Consider the following 17,277-nt stretch of genomic DNA (forward strand, 5'->3'; position numbering starts at 1 on the left):
TACAAGGACGTCGGCTTTTTCACATGACACGTTGCGCTGTGGCGGTGAAAACTGCCCAGAGACAGCGGGCTTGTTCGTCATAGCGGCCCAATCCTTCGCGCACCATCCAAAATAAAAAAGGCACAACATCAGATGCAAGGGAAGATGCTTTTTTTCGACCTTTTGCAGTCACTGGAATCTATCTGCTTGGATACTATGAGAACAAACGGTGTACCGTTTTATTTAGGTATGGTCAAATTGCCGCAGGCCACGTGAAAAAAGAGAAAATATGAATAGGAAAGGTATTAGGCGCAAAATGACTGATGTAGAAATTTGCATCGACCTTGTACCGGCAGCAGGGGATGCATACCGCCGCGCTTTAGACGTGATGACGGCCTATCCAGACTATGCGAAAACAAACTTCCGAATCGTAGTCGAACACTTGACTCAAAAGCTAGGAGAGCACTCTGGCATTGATCTGGTGAATTTAGACCTTTTTAACTCCATTCAAGAGTTGTCCAAATTCCAGATCATCGACCATAACTTGCGCACTGAGCTACATAGAATCCGTCAGCTTGGCAATGAAGTGGTTCATGCCAAGCTAACAAATGGCGATGTAAATGGTGATGGAGAGGACACCAGTAAAGCACGAGGTGCTGGTAATTTGGCAAGCGCACTTTGTGCCCGTAAAACGCTAGTGGGAATCTTCGAAAGTGTTTTTCTTTTGGTCAACAAAGGTGAGGAGTTGCCAGAGATAACAGTCGTGGACGTCGGCGACATCATCAATAATCAGCAAACGCTTTGGAAAGCTATTTCATCAGTGAACTTCGAGGCAAAGATGGCTGCGGGCTTGATTCTGGAGGCACAATCATTGGCTCCCTTGCCCAAAGGAGTATTAATCATAGCGAATAGCCAATACGCGCATAAGCAAACAACTCAAAAAATGGCGGCAGAGCTGTACTGGGCTGCATGCGTGATCAGCGCTGGAGCTGATTTAAAAAGCCAGATCGAGATTCACGAAATGGGCGGGGAAGAGGCATTTCTGTTTAAACACGCAAATACAGAAGCATTATTTCGGTATTCTCAGCTTACTTTTTACCAGTCAAAAGGCGAGGAAAGCCAGAAACGCGGCGTTAAAGCCTTGGAGGCCGCAGCTAAGCGAGGCTATACCGATGCTCTGCCTGAATACGGTAATTGGCTACGTGAGGAAGGCAAGTTCGTTGAGTCCTTTGGCTTTTTTTCACATGCCTTGAAAAAAGGGAAAATCTCGGCACATGCAGGACTGGGGTTGCTGTATCTGGAAAAACCCTACTCCGACTATTCTCAAAATCTGGCTGAACAAAGCTTTATAAATGGCATTAATAGCGGAGACGAACACTGCAAATACCTGCTTGGACGGTTTCTCTATGAGGGCAAAGAGCTTGTTCAGGACAAAGAGCGCGGTAAAGCGCTTTTAAAAGCAGCTGCGGAAGCGGGCCATGAATCAGCGGCGCATTACTTCAATCTTGCTGTAGATGACAAACTTCACAAAGAGTTACAGGAACATTTTTTAGACATACTGCTAAACATGCCAAAACGCCCTGAAGGACCAAAACAAGGGAGAAATGACCCCTGTGCTTGCAAATCAGGCAAAAAGTACAAGAGATGCTGTGGTGCCTAACGCAGCCGGATTGATCGAAATCATCGTGGATGGCTGAAAGCTATCGATAGTTGCTGATCGCTTTCGACCCATTGCTGCTGTACTCATTGCCTCTGCCTCTGCTACTGTAAGTCATTGACGACACCTAACTGTCTAACGTAGACAGTAGCAATGAAGCCAAAGCCGATATTAAACATAAATTTTTTTATAAATTATTATGAATTTAAAAAACAAGAAACTTGAGCTTCATAAACTGACAAAAAGCATAAGGCTTTGGCAGGTAATTGTCGCCGCATACGTTGGATTTGTTTTTTTAATATATTTTTTATGGTTTGGCGTTTTAACGTCCAGCGCCATATCTCATGAAACCTCGAAATGGGGTGAGTTTGGGGATTATATTGGAGGTGCGCTGAACCCCGTGCTCGCTCTTGCTGCATTCTTTTGGCTTACCAAAGCAGTTAGATATCAAAAGGAAGAATTGATTGAAGCTGCCGCTGCTCTTGAGGATACCTCAAGGTCAGGAAGAGCGCAGGTAGAAGTCATGGCAAACACGGCCAAACAAAATGCACACACCGCTTTATTAAATTCAGTAATTAGTGATATTGAGCAACTTCGGTCGGACGCAAGGTTTATTGCTGGTCAGCTAACAATCGACCGCCAAGGCACATCAACCAAAATGATTATTACTCCTGCCGGGGTAGAAATGAGCAGCGAAAATGGCAGAGAGCATCTAAAGAGAATGCAAGAACAGCTCCAGCAACTAATCACTGAAAAAAATCGCCTTAAAGAGGTAGTGAAAAACGGTGGAAATAACACTCTTCCCCCGTCCCTGAATGAGTCTCAATAAGCCATCAGCACCAACTTCGTAAATCTAGTCTAGCTGGCTGCTTACAGCAGACTTAGTCAGACACCCGTTTCCGACTCACAACTGCCGTTCGACCAGTATTTGACCAGCGTTCGCTATGCAGTGATTGCAGCCAAACGAGGAAGCGGCTTCGACGGCCCAATGCACATAGACATTGGCCGCGACCGCTGTTAGGCTCTGTTGAGGCGGCATATGGCTAGAATAACCAAACCAACGGCAGCCCTGCCCACAAGACGCTGTTTTTGCTTTCCGATTTCGGACTTACCAGTGCCGACAAACTAAATAACAAACGCCTTTAGATGAATAACAAATCGTTTCGTACAGACTTCTCCAGACCGCATCAAAACGCAGTTGTTGGCGCGCACTTGGCCGGTGACTTAGACTACGCATATCGAGAGGGCTTCATGCAGGCTACGTTGGTTTTGCTCGCCGCCGCCGCCGCAGAATCCTACGTCGACCCTGAAACTGGCGAAGAACAGTACGTGTTCGTGGACGCTATTGTCTACCCGATTTGCTTCAATGCTAGGCATTTCATCGAATTGTTCATGAAAGACTCGATTCGGAACGTCTCAACTTTAGGGCCAAACCCAACTCAAACTGATGCCATCGCCACTCATGACTTGAACATGCTATGGGGAAAATTCGCGGCTGCTATCGCGCACGATAATCGTCTCCTCGAACTCGGAATGTCTCTGGAAGAGATATTCAAAGAAATTGCCGATGTCGACAACACCGGCATGACGTTTCGATACTCTCGTGACCTTGGCGAAAATGTGCATCTTCCAAATATTGAGCACATCAACCTGGGCGCGCTCGGCGACCGCTTGCGAGAAATGTTCAAGCAGACGGAGGAGTTTTCACTATGCTTGAGCATCCTGCAGCAGGAATACTCTCAGGGAACGTATACTGAGAAGTTACATCGAGCAAACATAGAGGCCATTGCCAAGCGACTGCCACCTCACGAGAAGTGGGCAGAACAGCTTAAGTCAGTCAAGAAAGAAATATGCGAGGCCCTTGGACTCTCGTCGAATGATTTTTCGAAAGCTCTTGTGCTGATAAAGCAACATAGAGAGTTTTCTGCACTAATCGGACTCGAGTTACCGCTTCAGGGTCTACCTGTAGACGTTTTCGCTCGTCTCGCAAGTATTCATGCTGGCGAAGCTGCTCACGACCTAATTACAAGAGAAGAGTGGCTCCGTTTGGATGCCGTGATAGAGGTTAGCCGCTTGGACTCGTACAGCGAGGAGTACGACCGGCATCTGACATATATATCTAGTGCTGATTACAAAGGACCATTTGACCCCGAGCATATCGCCAGAAATGCATACGCACGAAATCAACGTCTGCGTACTGGACTAGTTAAGCTCGGTCAGCTGACGCTTCTGGCAGCACTAGCAAAAGCTATCCCACATCTCGCAGAGCCCCTAAAGATACCGCCGAGGCCTACGGCAGACGAGATTTCAGCACTCGTGAATGAGACGTTCCAGCACATGAAGTATTCCCATTCAAACTCTGAAGCAGTTGAGGACTCCGAGCCAGATAAAGGGTGAGTTGGCACTCCAAGCCCTCAATATAATTCCATCAGAGGCAGCTTCAGCCTGAAGCAGTCACTTGCGCGGATATTTTCAATGACTGCTTCTGGCCGGACAGTTACAATCCGGATGGGTACGCTTGACCGATGGGTTAGAAGCGAACCCTAAAGTTGATGCCACCAAGCCCATGCTGTCGGCGCAGTGCTTAAAAGTGCTACTAGCCAACCGCTCAACATGGTCAGAACGCGCTGGTTCGCCTGATCGCTCATCCAGTGCCACAGACGTGAATACAATGGCGGAGACAATGGGATTTTGTGCGTCTTCTCGAAGCGGTCTCTTTCAACCTTGGAAACGATAAGATCCTCGCGTGTGAATTGCGGCGCTGTCACATGCCCAAGGCCAGATTCTTTGGTTCTTTCCGGAGCGCTGTAATGACCTCGAACCGCAATCTTTTCCCCCGGCCCCGCTTCGAGAATGCGACTCGTATCGTCAGATTTTAGGTATTGAATTGGTGGACGCGAGTAACCCTTTGCCTTGAGGCTGAAATGCACGGTGTGATTCGTTACCGCCGCTCCGTCCGAGACTTCCCCAGTGGATGTATGACTGCCGATATCTCGTACGTAGATTGAAAAAATGAGAAGGTCATCCGTCGCTAGTTTCAGCAAGGTTGCGCTATCCATTCCCGCAAAACGCCAGCGATGGACAATTTCGTTGAGTGTGAAGAAGTCTTTTTCTGGAATAGCCATTATGCGGAACTTGAATTGTTACGCCTAACGCCTGAATTAAGTAGAGAAGTGGCGTCGGCTTGAATGAATTGTTAGGCCAGCTGTAACTTGCGCTGAACATTGGCGATGATCTCTACAGCAGCCTTGGACTTGAGGTGAGAAATCCCTTGGGATACGCGATTGGCGTACGGGAAAGGGCGTCTAAGGTCGGTGTACTGTTCAGCGGTTGGGTCAATGGTTTCACCGGCTGGTGATTCTAACCAATAGTGTTTAATTTGTAACTCATCAATCGCTTTCCGAACCTTGTAACCACTGGCTTTACCTCCAAGAAGGTTGTACATGGCGATAGTTGCATGATGGCAGTGACCGCAGTACATACTATCAACAATGCCACGATATTCAGGCGGGACAAAGTCGGGGCGGAGCTCAGACCTTACCAAATCGAATATGCGTTTTTCTTCAGGTGTCATGATTGTTGAGTTAGTTGTTAAACATCTGGCAGTTCATCAATCTTTCTAACTGCTGTCTTTGCGCGGTCCGTCATTCGTGGGTCCGCGTGCTCAAGATGGCCATGAAAGACCAAGTTTCTGTATTTGTTGATCTCCATCAGCTCTTTCTGAAAGCTACTATCAATACGCTCATTGAAAAGCAAAGAGTCCACCATTTGCCGGAAGGAGTAGCTCATTTTTGGTGCACCCCGACTCGGTACATACAGGTTTTGTCTGCGGAGATAGCTGCGAATCGAGCGCTCTAGCGCGATGAATGCTTTGAAGAACTCATCCGATGGCTGAGATGCGTGGTCTTCACCAGGTGAATCTTGCAACTCGGCTTTCGCGACCTTCTTATACTTATCAGGATCGATCAAGGTGATGACGAACCACAATGCGCCCACTATCGACGCGCAGACGAGGAGACCCGTAATTGCTTGGACCCAAACCGGTATGACGTACTCTCCATTCAAGTAGACAATAAGGAGAGAGAGAATTATGGAAAAGCCAGTGACAACTGCTAGAACTGTAAGCTGGCGGTGAACTTTTCTCTTTAATGCTGTTTCAACTTCCTCTAGGGATTCGTCCGCAGCACGCCATGAACGGAGAAGATCGTTACCAAGCGTGTAGCCAGTCAGAAGAATAGCAATGAACGCCGCAACGCTCTGCGCTGCAGCCGTAAAGGTCCAAAATATATAGTCATCACTTGCCACTCTATCTCCCCAGAGGTCTAACCTTGCATAGCAATTAATTCCGCCCATCATTCATAGTGAGTCGATTGCTGCCTTCACCGACAAGCAGCAATCGATCTGTGAACCGATCTGCCCTAAACCGGGCATTCACATCTAGTGAAAAAGAAAGCTAGATTCTGCGGCATTGCCGTCTCCTGCGAGGCACTGTTGCCCGATTCCAAAGGCCTAGCTCAATAACTTTCCAAACTGCAGCAGCCCCTGTGACCACGATGACAACGGCTAGACAGAATCAACTCTGACGTAATTTCAACTCATCCACACGCGCGTTTAAGTGCTGTCTATATTTTTCGTCGCCAGACAAATCCAGTGCAGTCTCGGCGCTTATCAATGCGTCCGAAAACGCTCCAAGGGCTTCGAGGCATTGGCTGAGTAAGTCGTGGTAGATTGACAGCCTTGCTTTCCCTTTTGGATCCTTCTCGGCGGATTTGAGCGCGCACATAGCCGTTGCCAACGCCGGTTCGAGTAGACCTAGAGCAAGTTCTGCTTTGGCTTGCTGGTAGAGTAGCCAGTGATCTTTGGCATCATTAGCAATTTTATTAGCCGCATCGAGCGCCCCTTGGTGATCTCCGATAGCCATGAAAGTCTTGGCCAGGACTCGCGCCGTGTACGGCTGGATGCCAGTGTCTCTACTCAACTCATCTGCAAAAGCACGCATCGTGCTTTCGAGCTTGGCGGCAAGTGTGTGACTTCCACTCCGTCTGGCGACGATCGAGACATTAGCAAGCGCTTCGCAGGCATTTACCCACTGACGTCGATCCACTGTGTTTGGAAAAATGGCGAGCATGTCAGGATAAACCTCAGCGACCGTCAAACAGGTCGCGCCATGACGATAACCAAACAAGGCAGTGAGCGCGAGGAACGCCTCGTAGAACTGGTCAAATCCCTCTAATGCGGATAGCGCAACCAAGTCTCCCAGTTGTCTGACCATTGCCGCGTCGGCACCAATCTCAGCACTAACCTGCCCATAGGATCGGAGCTTGCTCAACGTCGCGAGCGACACACGTAGAGGAACAGTGAATAGTCCCTGCCGAACCTCGTCGACCAGCCGCCGAATCGCAACCTCACCTTGTCGCTTAGCCTCAGAATTGGCGTCACTTTGCATACCAAGGTGGGCAATTTGTCCGTACGTGGCGTGCCATTCTGGCCGCTCCGCCAATAGTTGCCTGAAGCACTCCAGCGCAGCATCGATCTCGCCGCATCTACGAAGCGCTTTGCCTTGGTGATGCAGCATTTCCGCTCGAACGTCTGGATTCTCTGCTTCAATCGCAATCTTGCCGTACACGTCAGCGCAGGTCTTATAATAGGCTATGCGCTCTTCCTTTCCTAGGTCATACGAAGCCGCTTCCTTCGCGTCGATGATGCATAACAACTGTGCGATAGGCATTTCGGAGTGCAAGTCGACACAGTGCAGTTCGGAGATCAACGCCGCTCGCGACGGGTTATCGAATTGAAGCAGGGAATAAGTCACCCATCCTGGCTCTGCGGCCTCGATACCAGCGACGTAGGCGGCTTGGAGTTGGTTAGAACAAAGGTGAATCTGCCGGAGGACGCTCGGCACCATTTCGCCACGTTTCTGATCTATATATCGCGCGACAGCGCTGGCAAGTTCATGAGATACAGAATTACCCGATCGAAGAACTCGGCAAATAAGGTCGTGAACAGACAGTGTTGCAGTCGCTGCAGTCCGGTTCAAGATGGCAAGATTCTGCAACGAAACGCGCGCGTTCACACCTATGAAGCTTCTCAAGAACTGGGAGTCGTATGTCGTGCACCCGCTATCAGCGATCTTTCGCAATGCCTCGCGGTTTTCTCCACTCAAACGACTCAAGATACGCTCCATGACGTTACCGCCATCGTTTGTATGAACAGTTTTGGGATCTTGGAGGACTTCGCTATACAGCTCGTCACGAGGCATGTCGTCGACCTTGGCGACTTCTCGAGTGACGGCTAGGATCAGAGGGCAGAAGCGACAGGCTTCGACAAACTGCTTGCATGTCGGGCTCGCAACATCTTCAGATTCCCCCAAGATCTGAAAACCCGTAGACATGGACATCGGTGGCAACTGAAGATGGATCTCACTTCCAGGAGCACCAAGCTGAGACGTCACGAGAACACGGCCTCCGAGCAGGAAACCCTTACTCAGTTCCGCAAACGACTCAATCGTGACAGCTCGATCAAGGTCGTCAATGACCAGCAGAGTTCGTGTCGCATTGAACAATCCGGCGACATTAATCGCAGCTCCACCACGCGAACGTTTGATCGCTGTCAACGGCGTTCCCTCCGACCAGTCGACTCCTGCGATCCAAAGATAATTGCCAAATCGAGGCAACTCGGCATGCACAAAATCAATCGCAGCTTGCGTCTTCCCAGAGCCACTCAAGCCGTGAAGTACACACACCTCAGCACCAGTAGCGAAGTGGCTCTGCATGGCATCGACGAAAGGCTGTTCGGTTTGATGTTGTGCGCATGCCGACGGCACCCGACCGTAGTATTCATAGCGATCAAGGTTCTGCGAAAAGTCAGGTAGATAGTGACGAAAGAAATCGGCTATCTGAGAGTTTTCTTGCGAACACTTGAAGATGGCCTTGGCCAGTTCCCTTGCGTCTATGAAGTGCACACGCTTCCTGTCGTCCTCGGCGATCCTCGACTTGTTAAAGTTTCCACGGAACGAGGCCGGCTCTTCTTCGGTAGTGACAAGGTATATCTTGGTAGGCGGTGTCGCACTGGCCTGTTCGATAGCGTGAGCGATGTCATTCTCGATCTTGTCGAACCGATTTTCCTTCTTCTTCCCCGACGAATCGTCAAAGTATCCGCTGACGGTGCTGTACTCGCCGACGACAGTGAAGTCCTGAGAAAACGTGTCGACGGTGTACCCAACCGGCTTGTAGTCCTTGTTGATACCATGGTGCACGAGAGTTTTGTTTTCGAGCGTTTCGATGACCTTGTGCCCGATAAGCTCCAGGCTGGTCGGGTCGATGTATGCCAACTCGTCGATCAAGTCCCTGACGACGCGCATTTTGATGAGTTCGGACATATTTTCTCCCTTAGTGTTGTATTCGCCAAATCGACGCCTATCGTATGCCTTGCACCCAGTTTCGTTCCATCCGGTAACGCTACTTCAGCAGTTCAGACTAAGTAGCGCATCACGTCATACAATTGAACTGCCGGAAAGCAGTCGCCAGCCAACGACCGCTTTTGACCGATAGCGAACATTATAGAATTCCGTTCAGGTTTCTGTTACTTCTGCCTAAATAACTTTGCATATTACCGCTCCACTTTAGCCAGACCATGGTGATTACCAAAGAAACGGTGGTGCTACCTTCATAAACTGTTTTACCTGTTCCAGTCAATTCCACATATACCAGAACCGATTTCAGGCGGATACATCAGAACATGACGGCACGGATTCGTGCCGTCCGAACGCAGTCCTCACTGCGGCCAAGTTGAACATCTTGCGCAATACGCCAAAGGGTTCGGCTCACCTCGGCCCGCTTGTAGGCCAGCGTCTTCATCAACGTGCCCACACCCGGACGCCTCACGTCCTGCACCATGACGCAAAATAGGAATACACCCAATCCGCATTCTTTGCTGATCAAATCCACGCCTCAGACGAAGGTAACAGCTCATCGCAACAGAGAGCTGAACCATGTCACCCACACATTTAACCCAGCGGCTGTTCGTCAGTCACCTGCTGATCATTGCAACCTTGAGCAGCGGATGCACAACAACCACTGCCCCGCCCCCCTCACAGCCCATTAAAGCGGTCGCCCCGGTTCCCGACGCGACGCCGAACTTCATCCCAATCGTGCGCTACGGGCGCTATACCCTTGTTGAACTGGCACCCAACGCGGCGCAACGCGACCTGCTGCTACAGGTCATTGACGTCGCAATACCCGAAGACGCCCGCGCCACCGTCGGTGATGGCCTGCGGCATGTGCTCAAACGCAGCGGTTACCAGCTCTGTGAAACAGCACAAACCCTCGCTGAACTGTACTCACTTCCACTCCCCGCCGCTCACCTGCACATGGGGCCAATGACCCTACGCGACGCTCTGCTGACCCTGGCTGGCTCAGCGTGGGATATGCAGGTCGATGACCGAGTGCGGCAGGTGTGCTTTGTACGCGCCAGCACAGATAGCGAGGTCGGTGCAGCTCCCATCAACCTCCCAGCCGCCAAGGCAGGTAAAGCAGCCCTGTCCGCAGGAGGTCAGCCATGAACAACGCACCTACAAGACTGAAGCGCACGGCAGCCGCAGTCTCCTGGTTCCTGATCTATGCGTGGTTGAGTGTACTCACGGTTTTTATCGGCCTGAGCTATCGCGCGATAGCCGAGCTCGCCGAACGGAAACAGGTCGATGCCAGCATGCAGCAAATTCACGTACTGGAAGAAAGCGTGACAGAGCTGGCCGACAGCATGCAGGTACTTCAAACGCACACTCTCCCTGCCAGCACTACAGCCCTACGGGAATTACAGCAGAATCAGGAAAATCGCCTCGCTCAAATCGAGCAGATGCAGGAAAACCAGGCTTCCACACAAGCCGTGCAAACCCTTCGTGACGAGCTTGAGCGGCTCAAGTCTCAACTGGACGTTGCCCGCCCGAGCCCGCCAACCGCCCACAGCACTGCCAGCCCTGCAGCGACAGCGCCCAGAAAAATGCCATTCCCGTTCCGCATTTTGGGGCTGGAACTGCGTGCAGGACAACGCATGGTCTCGCTGGCACCTGCCAGCGGAAAGCTGTCATCCAACCAAATCCAGCTTGTGTCGCTCGGCGAAACCGTGGACCAGTGGAGACTGGATGCCATTGAGGGTAACACCGCAATTTTCAGCCGCGCCGGACAGACACGCCGCCTGGCGATCCCCTGATGGAGAAGACCATGAAACGCATGATGACGATCCTCATCGCAGTTGCGGTGACAGCCCTTCCACTCACCACGATGGCACAGCAACCTATCACGATGCAGTCCCGTATCGTACCGACTCAGGTCGAACAGCACCGAGACGAGCACCTGGCTCAGGACTGGGGCCTGAACACAGAGGAATGGCTGCGTTACCGCAAAATCATGGAGGGGCCGCTCGGCACATACTCACCCAACCTCGATCCACTATCGGCATTGGGCATCGAGGCACGCAGTGACGACGAACGACAACGCTATGCCGAACTGCAAGTACAGGCAGAAGCACGTCGCGTTGAAAAGCTGCTGGCCTATCAGCGTGTTTACGATGAAGCCTGGCAAAAGCTGAACCCCGGCATGCAGCGGGTGAACCTGCCGGATGCCGTCCCCAACAGCAATGCAGTGACCAGCAACGGCCGCACGGCAGTGTTCGTCAAAGATGACTGTCTTACATGCGCCGAGCACGTACAACGCCTGCAAGCGTCTGGTATTGAATTCGACCTGTACATGGTCGGTTCACGGCAAGACGATGCGCGTATCCGCGATTGGGCCAGGCGTGCCCGGATCGACCCGGTACGGGTGCGTAACGGCACCATCACCCTGAACCACGATGCCGGTCGCTGGTTGTCTCTGGGCATGCCCGGAGAACTACCCGCCAGTCTCAGACAGGTCAATGGTCAATGGCAACGCCAGCCCTGAACGCCATGCAGCGCTTGAATGTACTACTGGCATACCTGCTACTGACCAGTCTGGCCCAGGCGCAGGAAATCCCTCCACCCGCCTACCAGTTGGCTGCTCAACGCGCAGGCATTCCTTCCGTCGTCCTGTATGCTGTGGCGTTGCAGGAAAGTGGCGTGTACCGGAGAGAACGTATCGTGCCGTGGCCGTGGTCGCTGAATGTCGCTGAATGTCGCTGGCCAGTCACGCCGATATGCCAGCCGGGCGCAAGCCTGCGCAGGAGTGCATCAGGCCCTGCAAGACGTACCGCCTACCCGCATCGACGTGGGCCTGGGACAGATCAATCTCGGTTGGCAGAAGCACCGCTACCGCCAGCCCTGCGAATTACTCGATCCGTACAACAACCTGGCGATCGCTGCGCAGATCCTCAAAGAGCAGTACACACCCGGCGAAGACTGGCTGCTGGCGATGGGTCGCTACCACCGACCTGCTGGAGGTGCTCCGGCGGCACGCTACCGCCGCAGTGTGTCGCAGCACCTTCAGCGCGTATTAGGGCCACAACAGCAATTGTTCGCCCCCACTGTCAGCAAGGAGACCTCCCCATGACTTCCCGTATCGCTGCCGTATACGGCCTGCTCCTGACCCTCACCACCGTACCGCCGTTGCTGCACGCGGCACAGCCGCCCATCGTGGTGAAAGACCTGGGCGGGGTATCCGCCCTGCCATACTACGAAGCGCTCAGTCTTCAGGCACGTTCACCCGATAGGCCACGCCCCCCTATTGCACTCCCCTCGGTGCAGGTCAATCCAGCCACCGAAGCGGACATGCTGCCAGTACGCAGCCCGAAGCTCACACCCGGCACCGTAGCACGCCGGATCATTGACGCTCCTGGTCTGCAGCCGTTCTTCCTGGTCGGCGACGATGAGTCATCCCATGTGTGGCTGCAACGCCAGGGCGCATCATTGCGCGAGCGTGGTGCCGTCGGTCTGGTCGTCAACGTTGAGACTGAGGACGGTCTGGTACGCCTGCGCGCAGCCGCACCGGGCCTGCAGCTTGTGCCCGTTGCCGCTGATGACCTGGTCGAACGCCTTGGCCTGCGACATTACCCCGTGCTCATCACCAGCACGGGTATTGAGCAATAACACGATGGCACAGACTCAGCCTGTCGAGGTACTGCTGCGTCCCCCTGTGGAGCTCTACACCGTTGCCGTTTGTGCCGGAGCCGCGCTGTTGTGCGTAGCTGCACCGTGGTCGCTCGCGCTGAGTCCGGACATCGGCATCGGTAGCGCACTGGCTTTCGGGATCTTTGGCCTACTGCGCTGGCGCGATGCGCAGGTGATCCTGCGTTACCGCCGCAATATCCGTCGCCTGCCACGTTACGTGATGACGAGCAGGGATGTGCCTGTCAGCCAACAACGCTTGTTCATTGGCAAAGGGTTTCGCTGGGAACAAAAGCACACCCACAGATTGATGCAGACCTACCGACCCGAGTTCAGACGCTATGTGGAGCCGACACCCGCCTACCAGTTGGCACGTCGGCTGGAGGAACGGCTGGAGTTCGCCTCCTTTCCGCTGTCGCAACTGCCCCGACTCACGACCTGGGATATCCCGCTCAATCCGGTACGGCCATTACCGCCTGTTGGCGGCTTGCCGCGCCTGCATGGCATCGAGCCGGAGGAAGTCGACGTCAGCCTGCCGCTGGGTGAACGCGTTGGCCACTCACTCGTTCTGGGCACCACACGCGTGGGCAAAACGCGGCTGGCCGAACTGTTCATCACCCAGGACATTCGTCGAAAGAATCACCTCGGTGAGCATGAAGTGGTCATTGTTTTCGACCCTAAAGGAGACGCAGATCTTCTCAAGAGGATGTTCGTCGAGGCAAGACGCGCAGGCAGAGAGAACGCGTTCTACGTGTTCCATCTGGGGTGGCCGGAGATCAGCGCCCGTTACAACGCGGTGGGCCGCTTCGGGCGAATTTCCGAGGTTGCGACGCGTATCTCGGGCCAGCTATCGGGAGAAGGGAACAGCGCGGCCTTCCGGGAATTTGCCTGGCGGTTCGTCAACATCATCGCCAGGGCATTGATTGAACTGGGGCAACGACCAGACTACATGCTGATCCAACGCCACGTCATCAATATCGACGCCTTGTTCATCGAATACGCACAGCACTACTTCGCCCAGACGGAACCCAAGGCCTGGGAGGTCATCGTTCAGATTGAAGCCAAGCTCAACGAGAAAAACATTCCCCGAAACATGATCGGCCGCGAAAAGCGCGTGGTCGCTCTTGAGCAATACCTCAGCCAGGCCCGTAACTACGACCCTGTACTGGATGGCTTGAGATCGGCGGTTCGCTACGACAAAACCTATTTCGACAAGATCGTCGCCAGCCTGTTGCCCCTGCTTGAAAAACTCACCAGCGGCAAAATCGCCCAATTGCTGGCACCGAACTATTCGGATCTGAACGACCCCAGACCGATTTTCGACTGGATGCAGATCATCAGGAAACGCGCGGTGGTCTACGTCGGGCTCGATGCGCTATCCGATGCCGAAGTCGCCGCTGCAGTGGGCAACTCGATGTTCAGCGATATGGTCTCTGTGGCCGGACACATCTACAAATTCGGTATCGACGACGGCCTGCCCGGCGCATCAGCAGACACCAAAGTACCAATCAACGTCCATGCCGATGAATTCAATGAGTTGATGGGCAATGAATTCATCCCGATGATCAACAAAGGTGGCGGTGCCGGCATCCAGGTCACCGCCTACACTCAAACCCTGAGCGATATCGAAGCACGCATCGGTAATCGCGCCAAAGCAGGCCAGGTCATCGGAAACTTCAACAACCTGTTCATGCTGCGCGTGCGCGAGACAGCCACCGCCGAACTGCTCACCAAGCAATTGCCCAAGGTGGAGGTCTACACCACAACGGTGGTCAGTGGCGCAACCGACAGCTCCGACATCCACACCAAAACCGACTTCACCAGCAACACACAGGATCGCATCAGCATGTCGAGTGTGCCGATGATCGAGCCCTCACACGTTGTTCAACTTCCGAAAGGTCAGTGTTTCGCGCTGCTGCAGGGTGGCAACCTGTGGAAAATCCGCATGCCCCTGCCCGCCCCTGATCCAGATGAAATCATGCCGGCCGATCTTCAGCAATTGGCTGGCTACATGCGCCAAAGCTACACCGATACCGGTCAATGGTGGCAGAACCAGGGCTCACCTACGCTACAGGGGCAAGCGCTACCGCCTGAACTACTTGATGAGGATGCCGACCCTATTATCGACGAGAGTAAAGCGCCATGAGCGATTCAGCGGCTACGGCACAACATCGGCAGACACGCAGGAAAAGCCTGCTGTCCAGTGTCATCACTTTGCCGTTCAGGTTGATGGGTGTGCTGATTGGCTCATTGCTGATTTCGATCATCGTGGAATGCGCAGGCATGCATCTGTTCTGGAAAGACCAGGGCTGGCAACACTCGCAGGCGATGCTGCAGTACGAGTTGGGACACCTGTCGAATAATTTTACCCGCAGCGCCATCGTGCAGGAGCCGGGCCACACGGCACACCAGCTCATCGACACCGGCTATGAATGGATGTTCGTCAAGACTGGACTGCTTGAACGCATGAAGCAGACCGCCGAGCATGCGCGTACTCCCAGCCAGACACCCAGGCGCGACTTTCGCTACTTTGTGAGCCAAGCCTATGTGTGGTCAGAAAACTATCTGATCGCCGCAGCCTTCACCACGCTGACGTTCATGGTGCGCTTGCTGGTGCTGGTACTGACATTGCCGCTCATTGTCATGGCTGTGTTTGTGGGCCTGGTTGATGGTCTGGTACGGCGCGATGTGCGCAGGTTTGGCGCGGGTCGCGAATCGGGCTTTGTTTACCACAGGGCAAAGGCCGCGTTACTGCCGCTGGCTGTGCTGCCCTGGGTAGCCTATCTGGCACTGCCGGTATCGGTACATCCTCTGATGATCCTGCTGCCTGGTGCGATATTGTTGGGTATCGCTGTGGCGCTGACGGCGAGTAGTTTCAAGAAATACTTGTAAGTGTGTAAGTGCGGTGCCAAAGCCCAGGCGGTGTCTGTGCATTATCAGTGTTGCTTCATCTTACATCAATTCTGCGCTATGACGTCCTGCTGACTCATGTAATATGGCTCTGCCATCAGCCAACGCAGTGAACTTCTGCTAGGACATGTCTGGGTACAAAACCGCGACACAAACATTCACTCTTGGCTTTTCTAGAAATCCTGACCGATTCTGCAAATTAGGTAATTCCCGCTGCCCTTCGAGTTCAATGATTACTGCTAAATAACTTTGCCAAATAGTAGATCACTTGAAGGGAACTCAGTCCGAGTTGTGCGATCTGATCAATCGCCAAATCAAAACAAATCACCAACCGGACTGAGCGATGCCGATCATAGCAGCAATCCCTGATGAAGAACGACGACTAATGCGTAAAGAAGCCCAACAGACACATGATAAAAATTACTCCAGACGACTCATCGCCATACTGATGCTGCATCGGGGAATGACTGTCACCGACGTTGCAAGACTGCTCTGCCCGCTCATCCGTTGGACGATGGATAAATTGGTTTACTTTACATGGTGTTGAAGGTCTAAAGAGCCTCAAAGCCGGACGAGCACCGCGCTGGCCAGTCGCTGATATCCTGCATATGCTACCGCTTCTTATTAAACGCTCTCCTCAGGATTTTGGCTGGCTGCGCTCCCGCTGGAGTACCGAGTTGTTGGCACTTATCATTAACCGGCTTTTTAACGTGACGCTTCATCCTTCCACGTTACATCGCTATCTGAGACGAGCGGGCATTGTCTGGCGCAGAGCTGCGCCAACACTGAAAATCAAAGACCCAGATTATGAGGAAAAGCGACTCGCCATCGAACAGGCGGTCTCTCGGAAACAAACGGAGCATCCCGTGTTTTATCAGGATGAAGTAGATATCGACCTGAACCCGAAAATCGGTGCAGACTGGATGCTCAAAGGGCAACAGAAACGTATTACTACGCCGGGACAGAACCAAAAGTATTATCTGGCAGGGGCACTGCATTCGGATACGGGACGAGTCCATTACGTTGGCGGCAGTAAAAAGTGTTCTGATTTATTTATCAAGCTGTTAGAGACATTACGGCGGACATATCGGCGAGCGAAAACCATTACGCTGGTCGTTGATAATTACATCATTCATAAAAGCCACAAGGTGAAAAAGTGGCTGGGAAAAAATACGAAGTTCCGGTTGTTGTTCCTGCCCACGTATTCGCCGTGGCTAAATCCAATCGAGTTGCTGTGGTTGTCGTTACACGAAACGATAACGCGTAACCATCAGTGCCGGTATATGTGGCAGTTACTGGAGCAGGTAAAACTATTTATGAATGCCGCTTCACCGTTCCCCGGCAATCAGCATGGTCTGGCTAAAGTGGAGCGGTATTAGGCGAAGTTATTTAGCACGGAGAACTCCCAATCAAAGACTTCATTTCGACCTTTTCTTGGTGTCGATTATAATCCGCCAGCGCCCATCGATTCGTTTCCGACAGGTCAAAATTTGGGTATTTTGCTTGAAGAAAATGGCAAAAAATTTGGAATTTTTTTATTATTCCACACAGACTGGATGAAACTACTATGTGTCTCCTCGGCATTCAAACCAGCACATGTATACAACAGCGACTATCAAATTTCTGTGAATTTTCGATAACCGCCCATCAAACTTCC

13 protein-coding genes and 3 pseudogenes are annotated in these 17,277 nt (G+C 52.5%); 11 read left to right on the forward strand and 5 right to left on the reverse strand.

Going from position 1 to position 17,277, the window contains the following annotated elements; all coding sequences use genetic code 11:
- The first annotated feature begins 295 nt into the window (after positions 1-295).
- From NAL19_RS12440 to NAL19_RS12450, 3 genes are all read left to right on the forward strand, one after another.
- Positions 296-1,639, forward strand: a complete 1,344-nt coding sequence (locus NAL19_RS12440) for a DUF4145 domain-containing protein (protein WP_263057514.1) — start codon at positions 296-298, stop codon at positions 1,637-1,639.
- Between the two features lie 196 nt (positions 1,640-1,835).
- Positions 1,836-2,465: a hypothetical protein gene (locus tag NAL19_RS12445; protein ID WP_263057515.1), complete on the forward strand. Its 630-nt coding sequence runs from the start codon at positions 1,836-1,838 to the stop codon at positions 2,463-2,465.
- Positions 2,466-2,887: 422 nt separating this feature from the next.
- On the forward strand, positions 2,888-4,033 hold the full coding sequence (locus NAL19_RS12450) for a hypothetical protein (protein ID WP_263057516.1): 1,146 nt from the start codon (positions 2,888-2,890) through the stop codon (positions 4,031-4,033).
- A gap of 146 nt (positions 4,034-4,179) precedes the next feature.
- Here NAL19_RS12450 and NAL19_RS12455 read toward each other — a convergent pair whose 3' ends face one another.
- From NAL19_RS12455 to NAL19_RS12475, 5 genes and pseudogenes are all read right to left on the reverse strand, one after another.
- A complete protein-coding gene (locus NAL19_RS12455) occupies positions 4,180-4,761 on the reverse strand; it encodes a hypothetical protein (RefSeq protein WP_263057517.1) in 582 nt (193 codons plus the stop codon).
- Positions 4,762-4,832: 71 nt separating this feature from the next.
- Positions 4,833-5,210, reverse strand: coding sequence for a hypothetical protein (locus tag NAL19_RS12460; RefSeq protein ID WP_263057518.1), 378 nt, complete (start codon positions 5,208-5,210; stop codon positions 4,833-4,835).
- 17 nt (positions 5,211-5,227) lie between these two features.
- Entirely contained in the window at positions 5,228-5,941 is a 714-nt protein-coding gene (locus tag NAL19_RS12465; RefSeq protein ID WP_263057519.1) for a hypothetical protein, read from the reverse strand.
- Positions 5,942-6,209: 268 nt separating this feature from the next.
- A complete protein-coding gene (locus NAL19_RS12470) occupies positions 6,210-9,014 on the reverse strand; it encodes a hypothetical protein (RefSeq protein ID WP_263057520.1) in 2,805 nt (934 codons plus the stop codon).
- A gap of 341 nt (positions 9,015-9,355) precedes the next feature.
- Positions 9,356-9,528 (reverse strand): annotated as a pseudogene (locus tag NAL19_RS12475) (integrase); the annotation flags it as partial.
- A 98-nt stretch (positions 9,529-9,626) separates the two neighbouring features.
- Between NAL19_RS12475 and NAL19_RS12480 the strand changes: the two are divergent.
- The 8 genes and pseudogenes from NAL19_RS12480 to NAL19_RS12515 all read left to right on the forward strand — a co-directional run bounded on the left by NAL19_RS12480 (position 9,627) and on the right by NAL19_RS12515 (position 16,999).
- Positions 9,627-10,196 carry a PilL N-terminal domain-containing protein gene (locus tag NAL19_RS12480; RefSeq protein WP_263057521.1) on the forward strand — a complete coding sequence of 190 codons (570 nt, stop codon included), beginning with the start codon at positions 9,627-9,629 and terminating at the stop codon, positions 10,194-10,196.
- Positions 10,193-10,843, forward strand: a complete 651-nt coding sequence (locus NAL19_RS12485; RefSeq protein ID WP_263057522.1) for a hypothetical protein — start codon at positions 10,193-10,195, stop codon at positions 10,841-10,843. The genes NAL19_RS12480 and NAL19_RS12485 overlap by 4 nt, the downstream gene beginning before the upstream one ends.
- Positions 10,844-10,854: 11 nt before the next feature.
- On the forward strand, positions 10,855-11,571 hold the full coding sequence (locus NAL19_RS12490; protein ID WP_263057523.1) for a TIGR03759 family integrating conjugative element protein: 717 nt from the start codon (positions 10,855-10,857) through the stop codon (positions 11,569-11,571).
- Positions 11,553-12,156 (forward strand): annotated as a pseudogene (locus tag NAL19_RS12495) (lytic transglycosylase domain-containing protein). The gene NAL19_RS12490 and the pseudogene NAL19_RS12495 overlap by 19 nt, the downstream one beginning before the upstream one ends.
- A complete protein-coding gene (locus tag NAL19_RS12500; protein ID WP_263057524.1) occupies positions 12,153-12,692 on the forward strand; it encodes an integrating conjugative element protein in 540 nt (179 codons plus the stop codon). Before NAL19_RS12495 ends, NAL19_RS12500 begins: the two are co-directional and overlap by 4 nt.
- 4 nt (positions 12,693-12,696) lie before the next feature.
- Positions 12,697-14,856: a type IV conjugative transfer system coupling protein TraD gene (gene traD, locus NAL19_RS12505; RefSeq protein ID WP_263057525.1), complete on the forward strand. Its 2,160-nt coding sequence runs from the start codon at positions 12,697-12,699 to the stop codon at positions 14,854-14,856.
- Positions 14,853-15,602: a TIGR03747 family integrating conjugative element membrane protein gene (locus NAL19_RS12510; RefSeq protein WP_263057526.1), complete on the forward strand. Its 750-nt coding sequence runs from the start codon at positions 14,853-14,855 to the stop codon at positions 15,600-15,602. Before traD ends, NAL19_RS12510 begins: the two co-directional genes overlap by 4 nt.
- A 361-nt stretch (positions 15,603-15,963) precedes the next feature.
- Positions 15,964-16,999: pseudogene (locus tag NAL19_RS12515) on the forward strand (IS630 family transposase).
- The last annotated feature ends 278 nt before the right edge of the window (positions 17,000-17,277 follow it).

The organism is Pectobacterium sp. F1-1 (genome assembly GCF_025643735.1).
In the GTDB taxonomy this organism is placed as follows: domain Bacteria; phylum Pseudomonadota; class Gammaproteobacteria; order Enterobacterales; family Enterobacteriaceae; genus Pectobacterium; species Pectobacterium colocasium.

Excerpts from the sequence above, each read along its gene's own strand:
- NAL19_RS12500 (WP_263057524.1), top strand. The coding sequence starts at position 12,153 with ATGACTTCCCGTATCGCTGCCGTATACGGCCTGCTCCTGACCCTCACC.
- NAL19_RS12510 (WP_263057526.1), top strand. The coding sequence starts at position 14,853 with ATGAGCGATTCAGCGGCTACGGCACAACATCGGCAGACACGCAGGAAA.
- NAL19_RS12470 (WP_263057520.1), bottom strand. The coding sequence starts at position 9,014 with ATGTCCGAACTCATCAAAATGCGCGTCGTCAGGGACTTGATCGACGAG.
- NAL19_RS12460 (WP_263057518.1), bottom strand. The coding sequence starts at position 5,210 with ATGACACCTGAAGAAAAACGCATATTCGATTTGGTAAGGTCTGAGCTC.
- NAL19_RS12490 (WP_263057523.1), top strand. The coding sequence starts at position 10,855 with ATGAAACGCATGATGACGATCCTCATCGCAGTTGCGGTGACAGCCCTT.
- NAL19_RS12480 (WP_263057521.1), top strand. The coding sequence starts at position 9,627 with ATGTCACCCACACATTTAACCCAGCGGCTGTTCGTCAGTCACCTGCTG.
- traD (WP_263057525.1), top strand. The coding sequence starts at position 12,697 with ATGGCACAGACTCAGCCTGTCGAGGTACTGCTGCGTCCCCCTGTGGAG.
- NAL19_RS12440 (WP_263057514.1), top strand. The coding sequence starts at position 296 with ATGACTGATGTAGAAATTTGCATCGACCTTGTACCGGCAGCAGGGGAT.
- NAL19_RS12450 (WP_263057516.1), top strand. The coding sequence starts at position 2,888 with ATGCAGGCTACGTTGGTTTTGCTCGCCGCCGCCGCCGCAGAATCCTAC.
- NAL19_RS12485 (WP_263057522.1), top strand. The coding sequence starts at position 10,193 with ATGAACAACGCACCTACAAGACTGAAGCGCACGGCAGCCGCAGTCTCC.
- NAL19_RS12455 (WP_263057517.1), bottom strand. The coding sequence starts at position 4,761 with ATGGCTATTCCAGAAAAAGACTTCTTCACACTCAACGAAATTGTCCAT.
- NAL19_RS12445 (WP_263057515.1), top strand. The coding sequence starts at position 1,836 with ATGAATTTAAAAAACAAGAAACTTGAGCTTCATAAACTGACAAAAAGC.